Consider the following 18,919-nt stretch of genomic DNA (forward strand, 5'->3'; position numbering starts at 1 on the left):
GAAAAGACTCCCTTGGGCAGGGTTTTAATTGGAATTAGATAAAATGAAGAATATTCCACTAGCTCGAGCAAAGAAAAAACAAAAAAAACCTCGCACAATATGTACGAGGCTTAAACAGTTGAAACTCAATCGAAAACCAGTAAACCGTTATTAAGAGTCTGTCTTACTGGTTAATGCTTAGTGCGTAAGATAACCACTTCATTTTGGTCTAGGTTAAATGTGCCGCTGCCATTAGAAACAACCACTTGGTCAGTGCCTAATACACTATCGTAAGTTCCGTTTGCCAATCCTAAATTCACCGCGTTAACCGATGTACCTTGACCAAGGTTCATTGCAACCACAACTACGTCATCGCCTGCGTTACGTTCATATACCAATACATCATTGCTGATCCAGCGCTCAATATAATCACCTTGCTGCACCGCATAGCTTTCTTTACGTAACTTACTCAACTTTTTAATCATCTTGTAAGCATTGGTCGTTTTATCAAAACTTGGCATCATTTCACGGTTGTATGGGTCGTTACCTTGCTGGCCAAAACCATTGGTAGTGAAGTTAGCTGCGTAGTGCTCTGTTCCATAGTAAATACATGGAATACCACGAGAGGTCATGATAAGCGCTAAACCCAGCTCCACTCTGTCTTGTGCAAATGCAACACTTTGACGACCACCCCACTTGTCTTTACCTGCGCCAAAGTTCTTCGCATCGGAACGCAAAACCGTAGAAATACGTGACGCATCGTGGTTATCTAAGAACACCACTTGCCAATCACTGCTTGTGAATTTTTGGTCTCTCAGCTTCATGTAGTTATTAATGGCATACATGCCAGTACCATTGTGGTTTAGCAAGGCGTTTTCGATGATGTTTCTCAAGCCAAAATCAAGCAATGCAGAGCCTGATGTATTGGCAAAATCGATAGAGGCAAAGTTTGATCCCGTTGCGTCAGCACCTGAATCCATCCACTCACCAAAGAAATAGAAATCTTTACCTTGGCTTTTCTTCGCGTACGCGTTTATCTGGCCAGTAAAATCTTGGATAAACTCTTTATCCATATGTTTCACCGCATCAATACGGATCGCATCAACCCCTAAATCAACCCAGAATTTCGCGCCATCAATCAAGTACTGACGCGCAGGACCATCTTTACGTTGGTCAAAATCGGTTAAGTTAAATAAGGTTTTATTACGAACCGCCCATGCGTCGTTCCATTCCCAATCTTTACCGTTTTCAGCGATCGCTCCATTATGATGGTAATACCCTGCATTATCATTTTTGTAGTCGGTAACTCGGACACCCTTTTTATAAAGTGCACCGTATTCCCCTTCATCGTCTGGGTTAGAGTGATTAGGCGCATAGTCCAGCACGAGTTTCATGCCGTAACTATCCATTTTCGTCTTTAATGCTTTAAAATCTTCAACAGTACCTAGGTGCTCATCAACTTTAAAGAAGTCACGTCCCCAGTAGCCGTGGTAACCCGCTCCACCCCGACTGTCAGATACGTTAATGTTATCAGCTGGAGGCGTTATCCAAATGGCCGTGATCCCCATATCATGCAAGTAATCTAGCTTTGCAGTTAAACCTTTTAAGTCACCACCAAAGTATTTTTTGAAATCCGATTTGTCTGCCGAATACATGTCGGCACCCGTCGATGTATTATTGGCTGAATCGCCATCATAGAAACGGTCAAGAAACACGAAATACATGGTTTCATCACGCATATCAAAGGGAAGTTTTTCATGGACCACCACTTTATTCGTGTCATCATAGAAATTAATTTCGTAGGTTTTATTAGGGTCAACAGAGAAATTTGATAAAGGGTAGTTTTCAGACCAATCACCAAAGCGATCAACCTTAAAACTAGGAGAGTTCGTTCCATCACCGGTATTAAATTTTTTCACTATTTGCCAGTGGTTTGCTTTCACTTTAACCATAGATTCGGCTTGCCAGTTATTGGCTGTACCACGGAAATAGGCCTGGTTCCAATCTGCCATAGCAGGTAGGGAAGCCAGTAATGCTGATAGCACAATAAGCTTATTCTTCATGTGTCGTCCTTTATTCACGTTATGTTGGTGTAGGTTATTGTTTTATATTCTTGTCACGCGATTTAACTATCAGGTCGTGTTTCGTGAGCATGCTATATAGCCTCCCTCCCATACAACCATTGCGGCCGCGTTAAATAATGTCAGAAGCGATGAAGTCAGCTGTACGAATAAAACCTTCCTTATGTAAGTTCTATTTAATTGAGGCGCGACAGTATCTTGAGAATGAATTCTCAGGATTCATTTATATTTCAATTATGCCCTTGCTACTTAGGGCATATTATTAAGGTGAGGTGTTAGAACGTTCTATTGAAACCATTCATCCACGATAGTTAATACAATAAGACCTGATTTTACAACGTCAGGTTCTGTTCGGTTTCACCATCAAAAATATGACAGAACGCAGAATCAAAATTAAAGCGTACTTGGCTGCCAATATCTGATGTACTTATGCTTTGGTTGTTCACTCGCGCAACAATTTCGTTATCACCCAATTTGAAATACAGGTATTTTTCATTCCCTAAGTTTTCAACCACGGTCAGCTCACCAGGGTGTACGTTCACCATCTCATCATCAGCGGCAATATTTATGTGTTCAGGTCGAATACCTAGACACACTGGCTTATCAATATGATCCACAAGCTTTTCTTGTAAACGTTTAGGGATAATAATTTGCGCGTTAGGGGCAAGTTCCACGTAAATATCATCACCTAACTTTCGTAGGGTTGTGTTCACTAGATTCATGGCTGGGGAGCCGATAAAACCCGCCACAAACTTGTTCTGTGGTGCGTTGTACAAGTTAGTAGGCGTGTCCACCTGCATAATGTTACCTTGATTTAATACACAAATTCGGTCGCCTAAAGTTAAAGCTTCCGTTTGATCGTGCGTGACATAAATCATGGTCGCAGGGTTACCTTCATCTTTAAGAGATTTATGCAACTGGGCGATTTTCACACGCATCGAAACACGCAATTTGGCGTCAAGGTTGGATAGAGGCTCATCAAATAAGAACACGTCCGGTTTACGAACAATGGCTCGCCCCACCGCGACACGCTGACGCTGACCACCCGACATTTCTTTAGGCTTACGGTACAGGAGATCAGTAATTTCTAGTTTTTCAGCGGCATCTTCTACGCGTTGTTTGATCTCTTCTTTTGGTCGCTTTTGCATTTTCAAACCAAAGGCCATGTTATCGAAGACCGTTTTGTGTGGGTACAACGCATAGTTTTGGAATACCATGGCAATACCACGCTCTTTAGGCGCTAAATCATTCACCACTCTATCGCCAATACGCACTTCACCTGCTGAGATATCTTCTAAGCCAGCAATCATTCGCAATGTGGTAGATTTGGCGCAACCAGACGGCCCCACAAATACCATGAACTCACCTTCGTGAATATCTAAGTCAATTCCGTGTACGGCTTTAAAACCATTATCGTACTGTTTTTCTACTTTACGCAGGCTAACTGTTGCCATTTGAAACTCCGAATACGGGTTAAATCTTGATAGGTAAAAATCTTTTTAGCCAGTGACTGGAGCTCTCAAGTTACTGGCTAAAAAGACGTAAACGTTAATCATTGAACATTTAGGGTTTATTTTTATATTTAGTTTCAAAACATAGGCACTCTGATATTCAGAGCACCTTTCTTCTGTATTACTGCGTTCAACCACGAGTTTATAAACGGTGTTATACATCGTAGTGATATAAAGTGGCTTATGTCGGCTGGCTACATCGCTTATTTACACGCTTTAACCAATGCACGAACTGGCTTCTTATCTTCGCTAATTTCAACACTCCATAAATATTTGCCATCCTCTGGAATATTAACGGTTGTGTTTTTTGCAAAGCCACCGCGTTTTAGCGTTTTCTCATAACCCGCCGTCATCGACATGCCAGCTGCGGTAAATTGCGGAGACCAGCCCATCGTTGCGAACTGCAAACTTACGTTGCCCGCTTTTTCTTCGCTTACCACTTGGTAAATACCTTTGCCTTTATGCGACATTTGACGGTTTTCCATGTGGATCCACTGACCATCAGGGAAAGTGCCTATAACATAAAGTGAAGGACGAATTGGCCCGCGATCTTCCACCGTGGCGAGGTTACAATCGGCGAAAGGACCTGTTGCTTTCATTTGATCAGCTGCTGGCGTGTCAGTTGTGCTCGCACAGCCCATTAACGCTGAAGATAAAAGTGCGGCTACAAGTAGAGTACGTTTCATTGTCATTTCCTTATTATTTTTTATATATGTAGAGTTCTATTCCGTTTTAGTCATCGCGAGTTAGGCTTTAATTTTTAAATCTCTCGCTTCGGCAACCTATAAACGAAATAGTCTCGCTATTAAGCTCTTTTTCGGTACCACCGCTCTTTTGTCTGTATCAAGTTCTAACGATTTAGAGTTTGGACGGGGGTTACTGTTTTTTTGATGAGTTAATTTGTTCAATACGGCTAAGTTTTTATAATAAGAACGTGCATCTTTCGCCGGATAACCGAACAGATCACTATTGGCAGGGAAAGAGTGGCTCACACCTGATTTTGCTTTGATAACGGAGTTTTTCCCGATAGTAAGGTGCCCTGCGGTACCGGCTTGACCATGTACAATGACATGATCTTCCAAAGTGGTGTGGCCCGCAAAACCAGCCTGAGATACCAGTAAACAATGTTGGCCTATTTTGCAGTCATGCCCTATTTGCACTAGGTTATCTATTTTGGTTCCACGACCAATAACGGTGTCGCCTAAAGTGCCTCTGTCGATGGTGTTATTACAGCCAATTTCAACATCATCACCAATGATCACTCTACCCACACTTTCCACACGTTCATAACGGGTCTTGTGCCCTGTCATGTATTCGAAACTGTAGTTACCAATGGAGTTATTAGAATCGATGGTGACATTATTACCAATCACAGTGCCTTCTTTGATGACTGTATTGGCATGAATTGCAACGTTATTGCCGATTGTTACACCGTTCATGATTCTAACACCGGGCATGAAATGGCAACCTTCACCTATTTGACAATGCTTGCCGATATAAACATCGGGAGTATCTGATGTATTCCCTTGATCAAATAGTTGATATTTTTGAACTTTATAATGACGCATTAGTTGATTGAGCTTCTCAGCTTCAAGCTTCTCAATCACGATTTTTGTTTTTGCTTTGGTCTGTAAAATGGCTTCTGGTCCAACAATGACATCAGCCAAAGTTTCAGATAGCCCTTTTAAATCGGCTTTAGCAAAGACAATGGCTAAGCCGCCCTCTTCTGCGCTGGAAACTGGGCGAATCTTCGATATTTCTACCGTGTTATCACCTTCAATTTTTCCACCAACGATTTGGGCGATATCTGAAACTTTGATCATAATATTACTCTGTCATTTGAGTTGTGATGAATACCACTTAGAAGCGGTAAAGCGCTTGTAGGTACATTGTTTCTTGTTCTACAGTTTTCTCTTCGCCTTTCAGCTTAGAGAAGGTCTCTGTATCTTTAGCCCACTCAAGTTCGCCTTTTACCAACCAATCGTCGCCAATTGCTTGCTCATAGCCTAAAGTTGCCTTACGAATATCTTTGAAGAACGTTTCGTTCTTTGCCCAACCGTCTGTATGTTTCGTTTCGTTTTCACCAATACGAGCACGAACGTACATGGTGCCGGCTTCTTCAAAGCTGTACTGAACGATTGGCTCAATGTACATCTCGGTGAAATCGCTGGCTTCATTGAGTGAACCGTTTCCAGTTTTCGCTTTATTTTCTTTAACTTGATAGTAGAGCTCAGCTGCAACTTCCCACTGACCAAAGCGCTTGTAAGGTTTAAATAAGAGGCTGTAACCTTCCTCTTCACGAGAACCCCAAGCACTCTTATCTGAATCGTTGTATAGGTACTCTAGGTTTGAATAGAAACCCGCTGAATATTCATTATTCCAGTACGTAAGGTATGGACGAATACTGTGCTCAGCTTTCGTGGTTTTCAAGCCGTCTACTTTCGCAGAGGTAACAATATCACCCTTTGTATATTCCAACTCATAGATCAAGCCCGTTCCCCAACCATTTCCTAGTTGAAAACTTTTGTTTAATGATAATAAGTGCTTATATCCATTTTCTGTTTCTGCGTATGCGCCTTTCTTTTTCTTACGATTTTCAAGTTTGAACGCGTAAAGTGCTGTCGCATTCCACGCAGCGTTGTTATAGAAGACGTTAAACACTTCATGAGTCGTTGTACGCTCTTTAGACTTGCCGCCACCCCATGATGCAAAATCAGTGATGTTTTTCTCTTCGACTTCAATCGATGTTCCAACATGCCCACCAAATTTTAAAGCGTCATAAAAAAAGATATCACTTGGAGACATAGTTCGGTCATCAGCAGCCGAAGCGCCAGCACTAATAAGTAAAGTGTTGGTGATCACTACAGACAATAATGTTTTTTTCACGGTCATTCCTTATTGATTCTTCACTGAATCATTTGTTGTTATTTGTAGGGTTATTTTTGTTCACTGTTTCTCTTTCTCTATCCACTGTGTCTCTTGATAGGCTTGCTGATTTCGCAACATTTAACCAGAAAAACATAGTCGTCCGTAATGAACGCCTATTTATTGTTCTAGAATTATAAATGTTTTGCTTCCTATTGAATTTAGAAATGAGAGATCAATCACCCTTGACTGCAGAGATTATTGATCACCATCACAAACGGTAGGCTTTTCATTAATCTAAGTATCAAAACGAACAACGCACCGTTCAAAAGCCCCAATAAACAAGACATAAAACCCTATAGCTACCAGATGTAAAAAGCACAAACAGAAGGTGATAACCATCACAAATACGCTGACATTTTAACCAGGTAATGTTGACATATTGTCAGTGAGACATACCATAGTAGTACTTAACGAACGACTACTAAGAATTTAACTAGCGCGGGGTCAGTATGAAAAATTCAGGAATGAAAAAGAATCTATTCGCGGCAGCCTTAATGGCGGCAACGTTAACGACCAGTACATTAACGGTTGCAGCCGATGCAAACGCAGACACAATTCAGCCAGAAAATGGGGCTGAGTTGTTAATCTGGACCGACAAAACAACACTCGACTACATGGAGTACGCCGCTCAGTCCTTTAACAAGGAGTTAGGATACGATATTGATTTTTCATTCCGTGGGTTAGCGCCTATCGATGCCGCTTCTCGTTTGATTCAGGATGGCGGCTCTGCACGCGTGGCAGATGTGGTAGAGATTGAACATGACTTATTAGGGCGATTAGTTGTGGCTGGTGGGGCGATGGAGAATTTGGTGTCTGCCGAACGTATCTCGAATACTTTTATGCCAAACGCAATTAATGCGTCTCAAGCTGAAGGGGTGAGCTATGGCTTCCCAGTTAGCTTCGCCACTACCGCTCTGTTCTACAATAAAGATTTACTGACTAAAGCACCTGAAACTTTTGAAGAAATTATCGAATTTTCAAAAACTTTCAACAATAAGCAAGAACACAAATACGCGCTGCTTTGGGACATTCAGAACTATTACGAGTCTCGTATGTTTGTCACGCTTTACGGCGCATACGAATTTGGTAATAACGGTACCGATGCAAAAGACATCGGCATCAATTCTGAAAAAGCCCAACAAGGCTTAGAAGCAATGAAAACCCTGCAAGTGGCCAACAATTCAAATCCGGTTGATATGCGCAACCCGCAAGTACGTCGTGGCTTATTTAATGAAGGAAAAGTCGCCGCTATTATCGACGGTCCTTGGGCAATTGAAGGGTATCAAGAATCAGGGATAAATCTTGGTGTTGTACCTATGCCAAAATTAGCAGGCCAACAACCACGCACTTTTGCAACCGTTCGCCTAGCAGTTGTATCTTCTTACACTCAATATCCGAAAGCCGCACAATTATTTGCTGACTACCTTACTTCCGACGCGATGCTGAAAAAACGCTATGAGATGTCAAGAGCTCTCCCTCCGATCCAGTCAGTTATGGAAGAGATCATTGTTGATGCCGATGAAGCAACTTACGCCATTATTACGCAAGGTTTCTACTCAGACGCAATGCCATCGATTCCTGAAATGGGCTTCATTTGGTCACCAATGGCCAGTGCTATTACAGATTACTGGGTAAACGATAAACCCGCGAGTGCTGTTCTTGACCGTGCGCTTTCGATCATCGAAGAACAAATAGAATTACAAGAGTAACCTCTGAACTGCCGTCGCGACTCACAAGCGACTTAGCTCATGCGCTATGTCATAACGCCACGGCGCTAGTTCAGGGCGAGACTAGAAAACGAATACATAACGACAACCTAAACAATAGAGATAAACAATGTTGTTAACAGAGAATCAGCCGGCATCACGAATGCCCGCTTCACTCCTTATTATGGGGAGTACACAGATCGTAAAAGGTCATTGGATAAAAGGCGGTGTATTTTTAGCCATGCAGCTAATCACATTGTTGATTCTCCCGGAGCTGTTGACCTCGCTAAAAGGCTTAGTCACTTTAGGAGATGTCGCTCAAGTTCGTGAAGGCTTTAAAATATTACAGGGCGATAACTCTGTCTTTATGTTAGTAGAAGGTGTCATAGCCCTACTCTACAGCTTCTTATTTATCTGTCTGTACATCGCTAATGTCCAAGATGCAAAAGTCAGCCTCAAGTCACGACTGAACCTTCGAGAACAATTTAAAGACATTTACGACCAAAAGTTCGCGTTCATCATGCTATCGCCAGCTTTTATTGCCAGTATCGCATTCATTATTTTACCAATCATTATTACGGTACTCGTCTCTTTCACTAACTATTCGGCACCTCATCATATCCCACCAAGAAACCTCGTAGATTGGGTGGGGTTTAAAAACTTTGTTTCACTATTTGAACTAAAAATATGGTCGAGCACTTTCTTCGGTGTCGCTTCTTGGACGGTTCTGTGGGCATTTTTTGCCACCATATGTACTTGTGGGTTTGGTTTTTTACTGGCGCTTGCGCTACAAAATCGAAACATTAAAGCCAAAAAAGCATGGCGCTTTATCTTTATTCTCCCTTATGCCATTCCTGCTTTCGTGACCTTATTAATGTTCCGCTTGCTACTGAATGGCATTGGACCAGTCAACGCAACGTTAAACTCGTGGGGCTTTGATTCGATTGCCTTCTTATCAGATCCCTTCACCGCAAAAATTACCGTTATCGCGGTGAGTGTTTGGGTTGGCGCACCTTACTTTATGCTGCTTATTGCAGGGGCACTGACTAACATTTCAAGCGAACTTTATGAAGCCAGTGAAGTCGATGGTGCAAGCAAGTTCCAGCAATTTAAAGAAATCACCCTGCCTATGGTGTTGCACCAAGTGGCCCCATCGTTGGTCATGACCTTTGCCCATAACTTCAATAACTTTGGGGCGATTTACCTGTTAACCGAAGGGGGGCCTATCAACCCTGAATATCGATTTGCAGGGCACACCGACATTCTGATCACTTGGATTTACAAGCTCACGCTCGACTTCCAGCAGTATCAAATCGCTTCGGTTATCTCAATCATTATCTTCTTGTTCTTGTCTGGTATTGCGATATGGCAATTCAGCCGCATGAAGTCATTCAAAGACGATGTAGGTATGTAACATGGCTAATTTAAATAGTACGGATAAGTTAATTAACATGGACAAATACATTGGCAAAATAGGCACCCTAGTCGTGTACTTATTTCTCATTGCCAACGCATTATTAGTACTTGGCCCAGTGATTTGGACAGTGCTAGCTTCATTCAAAACGGGGAATAACTTATTCAGTTCTTCTTTCACAAGTATTGACTTTACACTCGACCACTACCGCGCATTGTTCACGGACACACCGTATTTAGACTGGTATAAAAACACCTTTCTTCTCGCTACAGCGAATATGGTTATCTCACTGGTTGTCGTGACTATTTCAGCGTTTGTGTTCTCTCGCTACCGCTTCAATGGTAAGCGCAACATTATGATGAGCATTCTTGTATTGCAGATGTTCCCGGCCTTTCTTTCGATGACGGCTATCTACATCTTACTATCAAAAATGGGATTGATTGATACCTATGCTGGCTTGTTATTTGTGTATGTAACGGGCTCATTACCATTCATGATTTGGTTGGTGAAAGGTTATTTCGATGCCATTCCCACTTCATTGGATGAAGCAGCAAAAATTGATGGCGCAGGCCACATGACGATTTTCCTCGAGATCATTCTCCCTCTCGCGAAACCTATCTTAGTGTTTGTTGGTTTAGTGTCTTTCACCGCACCTTGGATGGACTTCATTTTACCTACGCTTATCTTACGCAGCGAAGAAAAAATGACGCTAGCCATCGGTATTTTCAGTTGGATTTCATCTAACTCAGCGGAGAACTTTACTCTGTTTGCCGCGGGTTCATTATTGGTTGCTGTGCCCATCACTTTGCTATTTGTTGCGACTCAAAAACACATTACTACCGGCCTCGTCAGCGGCGCAGTTAAAGAATAATAATTAGGGATGATTTCCGCTATGGCTATTACAAATTCAGTTATCAACAAACCGATTACAAAAAGTTCAATAACAAAAAGCTCGCTGACTCACTCAGCAAAAAGCGCAGACAGCTACGCTTACAACAATGAAACGCTTCACCTTCGCTTACGCTGTGCAAAAGGTGAACTAGACAAGGTTTCACTTTGGATAGGCGACCCGTACCACTGGGCAGAAGGCGGCCTCGATGGTGGCAACTTAGGTGGCAGTGATGCACACGGTTGGGTGGGCGGCAATGAAGTGACCATGATTCACGAAGGGGAAACCGAGTACCACGACCACTGGTTTGCTGAGTTTACTCCACCGAAACGTCGTAGCCGCTATGGTTTTATTTTGTATGGAAAAGGCGGCGAAAAGATTCTATTTGGAGAAAAACGCTGCGCCGACATTTCAACGACTGAAAACGCAGAAATCGAGCTGAGCAACTTAAGTAATTTCTTCTGTTTTCCTTACATAAACCCTCGTGACGTTTTAAAGACACCGACGTGGATAAAAGACACCATTTGGTACCAAATATTCCCAGAACGCTTTGCCAATGGTCGCCCTGAAACATCACCTGCCAATGTGCAGCCTTGGGGAACCAGACCTGTATCCGACAACTTTATGGGTGGCGATTTATGGGGCGTGATCGATAAGCTCGATTACCTGCAAGATCTTGGCGTGAATGGTTTGTATTTGTGCCCTATTTTCACAGCCAACGCCAACCATAAATACGACACTGTCGACTACTACAATGTAGACCCGCACTTTGGCGGCAATGAAGCTTTTAAAGCACTCGTCGATGAAGCCCATAAACGCGGCATGAAAATTATGCTCGACGCGGTGTTCAACCACATTGGGTCTCAATCACCACTATGGCTAGACGTTGTGAATAACGGGGCAGAATCCAAATACGCCGACTGGTTTTGGATCAATCAATTCCCTGTATACCCAGACACGCCAAAAGAAGACTGGGATTTCTGGAACTTGAACTACGAAACCTTCGCGAATGTCGTCGAAATGCCCAAGCTGAATACTGAAAATGAAGAGTGTCGCGCATACTTGCTAGACGTAGCGCGCCACTGGGTAGAAGAGTTCAATATTGATGGTTGGCGTTTAGACGTAGCCAACGAAGTGGACCATGCGTTTTGGCGTGACTTCCGAAAAGTCGTAAAAGATGTCAACCCAGACTGCTACATTCTTGGGGAGATTTGGCACGAAGGTATGCCTTGGCTACGCGGCGACCAATACGATTCGTTGATGAATTACCCGCTGACACAAGCCATTACCGACTACTTTGGTCTTGGCGACGTTGATAAAGAGAGCTTTGTAAATGCTGTGAACGCATCGTACATGGCATACCCACGCAACGTAAACGAAGCGATGTTTAACTTATTGGATAGCCATGACACCACTCGCATTATCTCTTTATGTCAGGGCGACAAACGTAAAGCTAAATTAGCCTATTTATTTATGTTCACTCAAGTCGGTGCTCCATGCATTTATTATGGTGGCGAAATTGGTATGGATGGCGGCCGCGGCATGGGCAGCGAAGACAACCGAAAATGCATGATATGGGAAGAATCAAAGCAAGACTTAGAATTCAAAAACTTCATTCAAGAAATGATCGCTTTGCGTAAAGCTAATCCCGATTTTAATCAGCCTAGCATTGACTGGTTAAACGTGAAGGATGAAAAAGGGACGGCAGACAAAGAGTGTATCGCTTACCGCCGTGGCAATTTAATGTTTGTTTTAAACAACAGCGATAAAGATAAACAGATCATGCTCGATGGAAAATCACTGACCATTAGCGCTTATAGCTACGTGATTGAGCAAGCGAACTAAATCAAGTGTGTCGTTAATCAAATCATGCTCATTAAAGCAGAACCAAATATAGTGATGGGAATCGCAATTGATTCCCACTCTATTTACTCGGTCGCCAGCACTTCTAACGGACAAGAGGTGTATAGAATGGTGCAGAGCACTCCTGGCGACCTTGCCCACTTGACTCAGCATTTGATAAGCCGAATATCAAGCGTCAGCTACCGCTATGGACGTATCGCCGCGATAGGCATAAGTGTATCTGAGTTTTTTTTATCTCATCGCCAATCCGCACATAAACTTGCAAAATCAAGTCCTACTCACTCGCCAGAAATCACCCAATTAACACTAAACCTGAATCAGCATTTCAAGGTCGACTGCTCGCTTGTGGCGCATTCACACAGTGCGGCCATTGCGTGCGACGCTATTGACGCTATTAGTAATGCAATGACGAACGCTGACTTAATTGAACAACCACTCTCGGCAGATTTAAGTCTAAATAAGAGGGCTAGAGATTTACACAAAGAGGCCATACTCAGCGTATTTTTGGGCGATGGTTGTGGCATAAGTTTTTATCAAAATAACGAGCAAGTGCACCACCCATTAAGCTCACATTGGGCACATTCAACGTTACCAAATTTTCAATGGCTCGTTGATGGTTTAACTCCTGTATGTCGCTGTGGAAATGAGGCCTGCATTGAACAGTTTTTATCCGCACCAAGTATTGAGCGGCAATATCATCAAGTCGTGCTAAAAGACCAAACTTTAACGCAAATTTTTTCAGGCGTAGACCAAAGTGAAGCGCATGCATCGCGCATCTATCGTACTTATATCGACCAATTGGCGCGCAGTTTAGTTAATCCAATTCAGCAATTACAGCCTACACGACTCGTATTATCAGGCGAAGCAACGACCTATCCTACATTAACGGCAGATTTAAAAGTCGCATTGTCTCGCTACATTCACGTTAATGAAATTCCAGTGATTGTTCACCCAAAACAAGATGAATTCACCTTTGCTCGCGGAGCATTTCTCATCGCTGAAAAAAATCACAACAATCATTTACGCTCGTCGTGACAAGAATGGTAACCTTAGAAGGAGAAGATATTGAATAGTTTCAGAGGACAACCCGTGTCAGAGCTAGTCACCAAATTAATGGATTTTGGGTTTACCAAAACCGATGCGCTTGTTTATATTAATTTACTCAAAAATGGCCAATCCAGCGGATATAAAATCGCGAAAGAGATCTCTATCTCCCGCTCTTCTGTTTACTCGTCTATCGATAACCTTTACGCCAATGGCTACATTTTCATGTCTGATGGCGACACTAAAGAGTACGAAGCTAAATCACCAGACTTAATTTTCAGCCAGATAGAAAAAAAGACCGTCACCAATATTAATTTCCTTAAATCAGAATTATCTAAGATGATGCTGAAAGAGGAAAAAGAGTTCGTTTACAACGTATCGGGGTTCGACAACTTACTTCAAAAGGCCAAGGAAATCATTAATCAGGCAAATCTAGAAATTTACCTGAATACCGATTTTAACCTTGAGTTGTTTGGCAAAGAATTATGCGACGCCGTGGAACGTGGAGTACGAGTGATTGGCTTTTCATTCAACAAAATGGCGAGCCCACATGAAAAGATAGAACTACATTCGCGTTCTGAAAATGAAGAAACCGAATACCCTTCACACCGCTTTATGTGCGTAGCCGATATGAAGCTCGCCCTCATGTTCTCACACCGTGAAGAAACCTTAGGTTTGTATGCCAATAATCGCTTAATTGTAAAAATGATAGCAGAGCATATTCACAGCGATATTTACCTAACAGAATACGAGCGCCTAGCTCCTAATCAGCACCAACACGTCAGAGTAAATACGATTCACGAACAGCACAATGCTATGGTACTCGACGAACTTAAGAAGCACTAACTCAGCAGCTCGAATTCAATAATCAGATACGAACAAAGGTTTAGGGGCTGTTGACCTTTCGCGGTTAAATTTCGTTCGAGATAGAATAGACTTATGAGTGCATGACTGTAAGTAATCTAGAGCAACCACCGTCACTTTCCTCTAAACAATCAAATACCTTACATTTTTACAACAGAAACAATAAAGCCTCGAAAATTCGAGGCTTTAAAATCTTTCAAAGTCATGCTTTCTTATGAAGATGACTTAACAAAACGTTAGCTTATAGCTCTTCGTTTTCTTCTTCCTTCTCTGCACCTTTCTCTTCAAGCACAGCAGGAGTTAGCAGTAACTCACGAAGTTTAGTATCAATTTCTAGAGCAACTTCTGGGTTTTCACGCAGGTATTTACCAGCGTTAGCTTTACCTTGGCCGATCTTGTCGCCTTTGTAGCTGTACCAAGCGCCTGCTTTTTCTACTAGCTTATTCTTAACACCTAAGTCGATAAGCTCACCTTCGCGGTTGAAGCCTTTACCGTAAAGGATTTGAGTTTCAGCTTGTTTGAATGGTGCAGCAATCTTGTTCTTAACAACCTTGATACGAGTTTCGTTACCAACAACTTCATCACCATCTTTAATCGCGCCAGTACGGCGAATATCAAGACGAACAGATGCGTAGAACTTAAGTGCGTTACCACCTGTTGTTGTTTCAGGGTTACCAAACATCACACCAATTTTCATACGAATTTGGTTAATGAAGATAGCCATACAGTTAGACTGCTTGAGGTTACCAGTCAGCTTACGCATCGCTTGAGAAAGCATACGAGCCTGAAGACCCATGTGGCTGTCGCCCATTTCGCCTTCGATTTCTGCTTTAGGTGTCAGTGCTGCTACTGAGTCAATAACAAGAACGTCGATAGCACCTGAACGAGCCAGTGCATCACAGATTTCAAGCGCTTGCTCACCCGTATCAGGTTGAGAAACAAGAAGAGCATCGATATCAACCCCCAACTTTTGAGCGTAGATAGGGTCTAGTGCGTGCTCGGCATCGACGAATGCACACGTTTTACCCACTTTCTGTGCTGCTGCGATAAGCTCAAGCGTTAGCGTTGTTTTACCTGATGATTCCGGACCGTAAACTTCTACGATACGTCCCATAGGTAGGCCACCAGCACCTAGTGCGATATCTAGAGATAGAGAACCTGTAGAAATAGTTTCTACGTCCATTGTGCGGTTATCACCAAGACGCATGATTGAACCTTTACCAAATTGCTTTTCAATCTGACCAAGGGCTGCGGCTAACGCTTTTTGTTTATTCTCGTCCATTACTATCTCCACATAATCGGTTGTCTTAACAAGCGATCTAGAATCTATTTCTAACCCACATAGGGGTGACTAATTGGCTTTCATTATACTGTTGATTCATACAGTGTCTATACCTGTATGAAAATAATTTGTACAAATGTTACTTACCTTCCATTGATAGGTAATCATAAATAACTTGCAGGGCATGGTGCGTGGCTTGTTGGCGTACTTGTGATCTGTCGCCTGTAAATAGATGCGTTTCCACTTTATCCCAACCGTTTAGTGCTTTCCAAGCGAAACATACCGTTCCAACAGGCTTATCTTCGGTCGCGCCACCTGGGCCTGCAATGCCACTGATCGATACAGAGATAGTCCCATTTGAATGTTGCAATGCCCCGTTCGCCATTTCTATAACCACCGGCTCACTCACTGCACCGAACTCAACTAAGGTTTTAAGCTGTACACCGATCATCTCTTGCTTTGCTTCATTGCTATAAGTAACAAAAGCACGATCAAACCAACCAGAGCTCCCAGCGATATCCGTCACCGCGCTAGCAACCCCACCGCCAGTGCAAGATTCAGCCGTCACTAAAACGTGTTTATGTCTAGCGAGTAAGTGTCCAAGCTGTTCACTAAGATCTTGAGTCATCTGCATCATCAACCTCCCTTTATTTACTGTCATATCATTCGGATTCGCATCTTTTCGCATGTGTCGCTTTTCGCACGAAACGCTTTCACGTATCCTAAGCCGCAATAGAAATAAACGAAAGAAGTTAACTGTGAAAGCCGATCAAAAACATACCCCCATGATGCAGCAGTACCTAAAGCTAAAAGCAGAAAATCCAGAAATTCTGCTGTTCTACCGCATGGGCGATTTCTACGAGCTTTTCTACGATGATGCTAAAAAAGCCTCTCAACTCCTCGATATTTCACTGACCAAGCGTGGCTCTTCAAATGGTGAGCCGATTCCTATGGCAGGTGTTCCGTACCATGCCGTTGAGGGATATCTTGCGAAGTTAGTGCAACTTGGTGAATCCGTAGCTATTTGTGAACAGATTGGTAATCCAGCAACTTCAAAAGGCCCGGTTGAACGTGCTGTTGTACGCATCGTGACGCCTGGTACCGTAACGGATGAAGCATTGCTTTCTGAGCGTGTTGATAACCTGATTGCAGCCATTTACCATCACAACGGTAAGTTTGGTTACGCGACACTTGATATTACCTCCGGTCGATTCCAACTTTGCGAACCAGAAACCGAAGAAGCGATGGCGGCAGAGCTACAAAGAACGTCACCACGTGAACTGCTATTCCCTGAAGATTTCGAACCCGTAAATTTGATGGCAAGTCGTAATGGCAACCGCCGTCGCCCTGTGTGGGAATTTGAATTAGATACCGCTAAGCAGCAATTGAATAAGCAGTTTGGTACTCGTGACCTGGTTGGCTTTGGCGTAGAAAGCGCGAAACTGGGTCTATGTGCGGCTGGTTGTTTGATTCAATACGTGAAAGATACCCAGCGAACTGCCCTTCCACACATCCGTTCTTTAACGATGGATAAACAAGATCACTCGGTGATCCTCGATGCAGCGACTCGCCGCAATCTAGAGATCACGCAAAATCTTGGTGGTGGTACTGATAACACCCTTGCCGAAGTACTTGATCACACTGCGACAGCAATGGGCAGTCGCATGCTAAAGCGTTGGTTACATCAACCAATGCGCAATATTTCAGCTCTTGATCAACGCCTAGATGCGATTGGTGAGATGAAAGATTTAGCTCTATTCACAGAACTACAACCAACCTTAAAGCAGATTGGTGATATCGAACGAATCTTGGCGCGTTTAGCACTTCGCTCTGCTCGTCCTCGCGATATGGCACGTCTTCGCCAAGCAATGGAATACTTGCCAGAACTCGCTGAAACGCTGACGCAACTTAAACACCCATACCTGACCCAGCTTGCTCAGTATGCTTCTCCTGTGGATGAAGTATCTGAACTACTTGAGCGAGCGATCAAAGAGAACCCGCCCGTAGTGATTCGGGACGGTGGCGTGATAGCTGAAGGCTACAACGCCGAACTCGATGAATGGCGCGACCTTGCCGCGGGTGCAACCGAGTTTTTGGATAAGCTTGAACAAGAAGAACGTGAACGTCACGGTATCGACACGCTTAAAGTTGGCTACAACAACGTACACGGTTTCTTCATTCAGGTAAGCCGCGGACAAAGCCATCTAGTGCCTCCTCACTATGTGCGCCGTCAAACACTAAAAAATGCAGAGCGTTACATCATTCCTGAGCTAAAAGAGCATGAAGACAAAGTGCTTAGCTCTAAGTCGAAAGCACTCGCAATCGAGAAACAGCTGTGGGAAGAGTTGTTTGATTTGTTATTGCCTTATCTAGAACGACTACAAAACATTGCATCTTCAGTGTCTCAGCTTGATGTTCTACAAAACTTAGCTGAACGTGCAGACACCCTTGATTACTGTCGTCCAACCATGACAGAGTCTGCTGGCGTACAAATTCAGGCAGGTCGTCACCCTGTGGTTGAACAAGTAATGGACGAACCCTTTATTGCTAACCCTATCGACCTCAATGATCAACGTAAGATGCTGATCATCACAGGTCCAAACATGGGTGGTAAGTCGACCTACATGCGTCAAACCGCACTCATTGCGCTGATGGCTCATATTGGTTGTTATGTTCCAGCAGAAAGCGCAACCATCGGCTCTATCGACCGTATCTTTACGCGTATTGGCGCATCGGATGATTTGGCTTCGGGTCGTTCAACCTTCATGGTTGAGATGACAGAGACCGCGAATATCCTGCACAACGCAACACCAAATAGCCTTGTGTTAATGGATGAAATCGGTCGTGGTACCAGTACTTACGATGGTCTGTCTCTGGCTTGGGCAAGTGCGGAATGGCTAGCTAATCAAATCAATGCGATGACACTATTTGCAACGCACTACTTTGAGCTAACTGAGCTGCCTAACCAACTTCTAACACTGGCCAACGTGCACTTGGATGCGGTTGAGCATGGTGACAGCATTGCCTTTATGCACGCAGTTCAAGAAGGAGCTGCAAGTAAATCTTACGGTCTAGCGGTAGCTGGCTTGGCTGGTGTACCGAAAGCGGTAATCAAGAATGCTCGTGCGAAGTTGACTCAACTAGAAGCGTTAAGCATGGAGTCACCAACATCAAAACCAAGTGGCGTTGATATCGCGAACCAACTGAGCCTAATACCTGAGCCTAGTGAAGTAGAACAAGCACTAGCAAATGTTGATCCTGATGATTTAACTCCTCGCCAAGCATTAGAAGAGCTCTACCGCTTGAAGAAGTTGCTTTAGTCTCAGTCCAATTAGCCTGTTATTGTCGTCGTACTGCT

At 43.3% G+C, this 18,919-nt stretch carries 14 protein-coding genes; 7 read left to right on the plus strand and 7 right to left on the minus strand.

The window, feature by feature from the left end; translation table 11 throughout:
* Positions 1-170: 170 nt before the first annotated feature.
* The 5 genes from Q5H80_RS11710 to Q5H80_RS11730 form a co-directional block, all read right to left on the minus strand.
* Positions 171-2,042, minus strand: a complete 1,872-nt coding sequence (locus tag Q5H80_RS11710) for an alpha-amylase family glycosyl hydrolase (RefSeq protein WP_304564847.1) — start codon at positions 2,040-2,042, stop codon at positions 171-173.
* Between the two features lie 350 nt (positions 2,043-2,392).
* Positions 2,393-3,514, minus strand: coding sequence for an ABC transporter ATP-binding protein (locus Q5H80_RS11715; RefSeq protein WP_012604763.1), 1,122 nt, complete (start codon positions 3,512-3,514; stop codon positions 2,393-2,395).
* A gap of 260 nt (positions 3,515-3,774) precedes the next feature.
* A complete protein-coding gene (locus Q5H80_RS11720; protein WP_304564848.1) occupies positions 3,775-4,257 on the minus strand; it encodes a glycosidase in 483 nt (160 codons plus the stop codon).
* A 96-nt stretch (positions 4,258-4,353) separates the two neighbouring features.
* Positions 4,354-5,394 (minus strand): UDP-3-O-(3-hydroxymyristoyl)glucosamine N-acyltransferase, encoded by a 1,041-nt coding sequence (lpxD, locus tag Q5H80_RS11725; RefSeq protein ID WP_304564849.1) that lies wholly within the window; start codon positions 5,392-5,394, stop codon positions 4,354-4,356.
* Positions 5,395-5,431: 37 nt separating this feature from the next.
* A complete protein-coding gene (locus Q5H80_RS11730) occupies positions 5,432-6,463 on the minus strand; it encodes a hypothetical protein (RefSeq protein ID WP_009847626.1) in 1,032 nt (343 codons plus the stop codon).
* Positions 6,464-6,963: 500 nt separating this feature from the next.
* On the opposite strand from Q5H80_RS11730, the gene Q5H80_RS11735 reads away from it, so the two are divergent.
* The 6 genes from Q5H80_RS11735 to Q5H80_RS11760 all read left to right on the plus strand — a co-directional run bounded on the left by Q5H80_RS11735 (position 6,964) and on the right by Q5H80_RS11760 (position 14,261).
* Positions 6,964-8,208, plus strand: a complete 1,245-nt coding sequence (locus Q5H80_RS11735; protein ID WP_369809699.1) for a maltose ABC transporter substrate-binding protein — start codon at positions 6,964-6,966, stop codon at positions 8,206-8,208.
* 127 nt (positions 8,209-8,335) lie between these two features.
* A complete protein-coding gene (locus tag Q5H80_RS11740; RefSeq protein ID WP_304564850.1) occupies positions 8,336-9,619 on the plus strand; it encodes a carbohydrate ABC transporter permease in 1,284 nt (427 codons plus the stop codon).
* A gap of 37 nt (positions 9,620-9,656) precedes the next feature.
* A complete protein-coding gene (locus Q5H80_RS11745; RefSeq protein WP_029223077.1) occupies positions 9,657-10,490 on the plus strand; it encodes a sugar ABC transporter permease in 834 nt (277 codons plus the stop codon).
* Between the two features lie 9 nt (positions 10,491-10,499).
* Positions 10,500-12,353 carry a glycoside hydrolase family 13 protein gene (locus Q5H80_RS11750; RefSeq protein ID WP_304564851.1) on the plus strand — a complete coding sequence of 618 codons (1,854 nt, stop codon included), beginning with the start codon at positions 10,500-10,502 and terminating at the stop codon, positions 12,351-12,353.
* 126 nt (positions 12,354-12,479) lie between these two features.
* Complete coding sequence (locus Q5H80_RS11755; protein ID WP_304564852.1) at positions 12,480-13,406, plus strand: ROK family protein; 927 nt, start codon at positions 12,480-12,482, stop codon at positions 13,404-13,406.
* 54 nt (positions 13,407-13,460) lie between these two features.
* The gene (locus Q5H80_RS11760) at positions 13,461-14,261 is read left to right on the plus strand and encodes a TrmB family transcriptional regulator (RefSeq protein ID WP_009847632.1); all 801 of its coding nucleotides are present in this window, start codon (positions 13,461-13,463) and stop codon (positions 14,259-14,261) included.
* 259 nt (positions 14,262-14,520) lie between these two features.
* Here the strand turns inward: Q5H80_RS11760 and recA are convergent, their stop codons facing one another.
* Positions 14,521-15,561: a recombinase RecA gene (gene recA / locus Q5H80_RS11765; protein ID WP_009847633.1), complete on the minus strand. Its 1,041-nt coding sequence runs from the start codon at positions 15,559-15,561 to the stop codon at positions 14,521-14,523.
* A 139-nt stretch (positions 15,562-15,700) separates the two neighbouring features.
* A complete protein-coding gene (gene pncC, locus Q5H80_RS11770) occupies positions 15,701-16,195 on the minus strand; it encodes a nicotinamide-nucleotide amidase (RefSeq protein WP_304569413.1) in 495 nt (164 codons plus the stop codon).
* 124 nt (positions 16,196-16,319) lie between these two features.
* On the opposite strand from pncC, the gene mutS reads away from it, so the two are divergent.
* Complete coding sequence (gene mutS / locus Q5H80_RS11775) at positions 16,320-18,881, plus strand: DNA mismatch repair protein MutS (RefSeq protein WP_304564853.1); 2,562 nt, start codon at positions 16,320-16,322, stop codon at positions 18,879-18,881.
* Positions 18,882-18,919: the final 38 nt, after the last annotated feature.

Origin of the sequence: Vibrio sp. SNU_ST1, assembly GCF_030563405.1 — a bacterium.
Lineage (GTDB): Bacteria > Pseudomonadota > Gammaproteobacteria > Enterobacterales > Vibrionaceae > Vibrio.

Coding starts and splice junctions, on each gene's coding strand:
- Q5H80_RS11715 (WP_012604763.1), bottom strand. CDS start 3,514: ATGGCAACAGTTAGCCTGCGTAAAGTAGAAAAACAGTACGATAATGGT.
- Q5H80_RS11745 (WP_029223077.1), top strand. CDS start 9,657: ATGGACAAATACATTGGCAAAATAGGCACCCTAGTCGTGTACTTATTT.
- Q5H80_RS11710 (WP_304564847.1), bottom strand. CDS start 2,042: ATGAAGAATAAGCTTATTGTGCTATCAGCATTACTGGCTTCCCTACCT.
- Q5H80_RS11720 (WP_304564848.1), bottom strand. CDS start 4,257: ATGAAACGTACTCTACTTGTAGCCGCACTTTTATCTTCAGCGTTAATG.
- Q5H80_RS11730 (WP_009847626.1), bottom strand. CDS start 6,463: ATGACCGTGAAAAAAACATTATTGTCTGTAGTGATCACCAACACTTTA.
- Q5H80_RS11740 (WP_304564850.1), top strand. CDS start 8,336: ATGTTGTTAACAGAGAATCAGCCGGCATCACGAATGCCCGCTTCACTC.
- Q5H80_RS11750 (WP_304564851.1), top strand. CDS start 10,500: ATGATTTCCGCTATGGCTATTACAAATTCAGTTATCAACAAACCGATT.
- Q5H80_RS11755 (WP_304564852.1), top strand. CDS start 12,480: ATGGTGCAGAGCACTCCTGGCGACCTTGCCCACTTGACTCAGCATTTG.
- lpxD (WP_304564849.1), bottom strand. CDS start 5,394: ATGATCAAAGTTTCAGATATCGCCCAAATCGTTGGTGGAAAAATTGAA.
- recA (WP_009847633.1), bottom strand. CDS start 15,561: ATGGACGAGAATAAACAAAAAGCGTTAGCCGCAGCCCTTGGTCAGATT.
- pncC (WP_304569413.1), bottom strand. CDS start 16,195: ATGCAGATGACTCAAGATCTTAGTGAACAGCTTGGACACTTACTCGCT.
- Q5H80_RS11735 (WP_369809699.1), top strand. CDS start 6,964: ATGAAAAAGAATCTATTCGCGGCAGCCTTAATGGCGGCAACGTTAACG.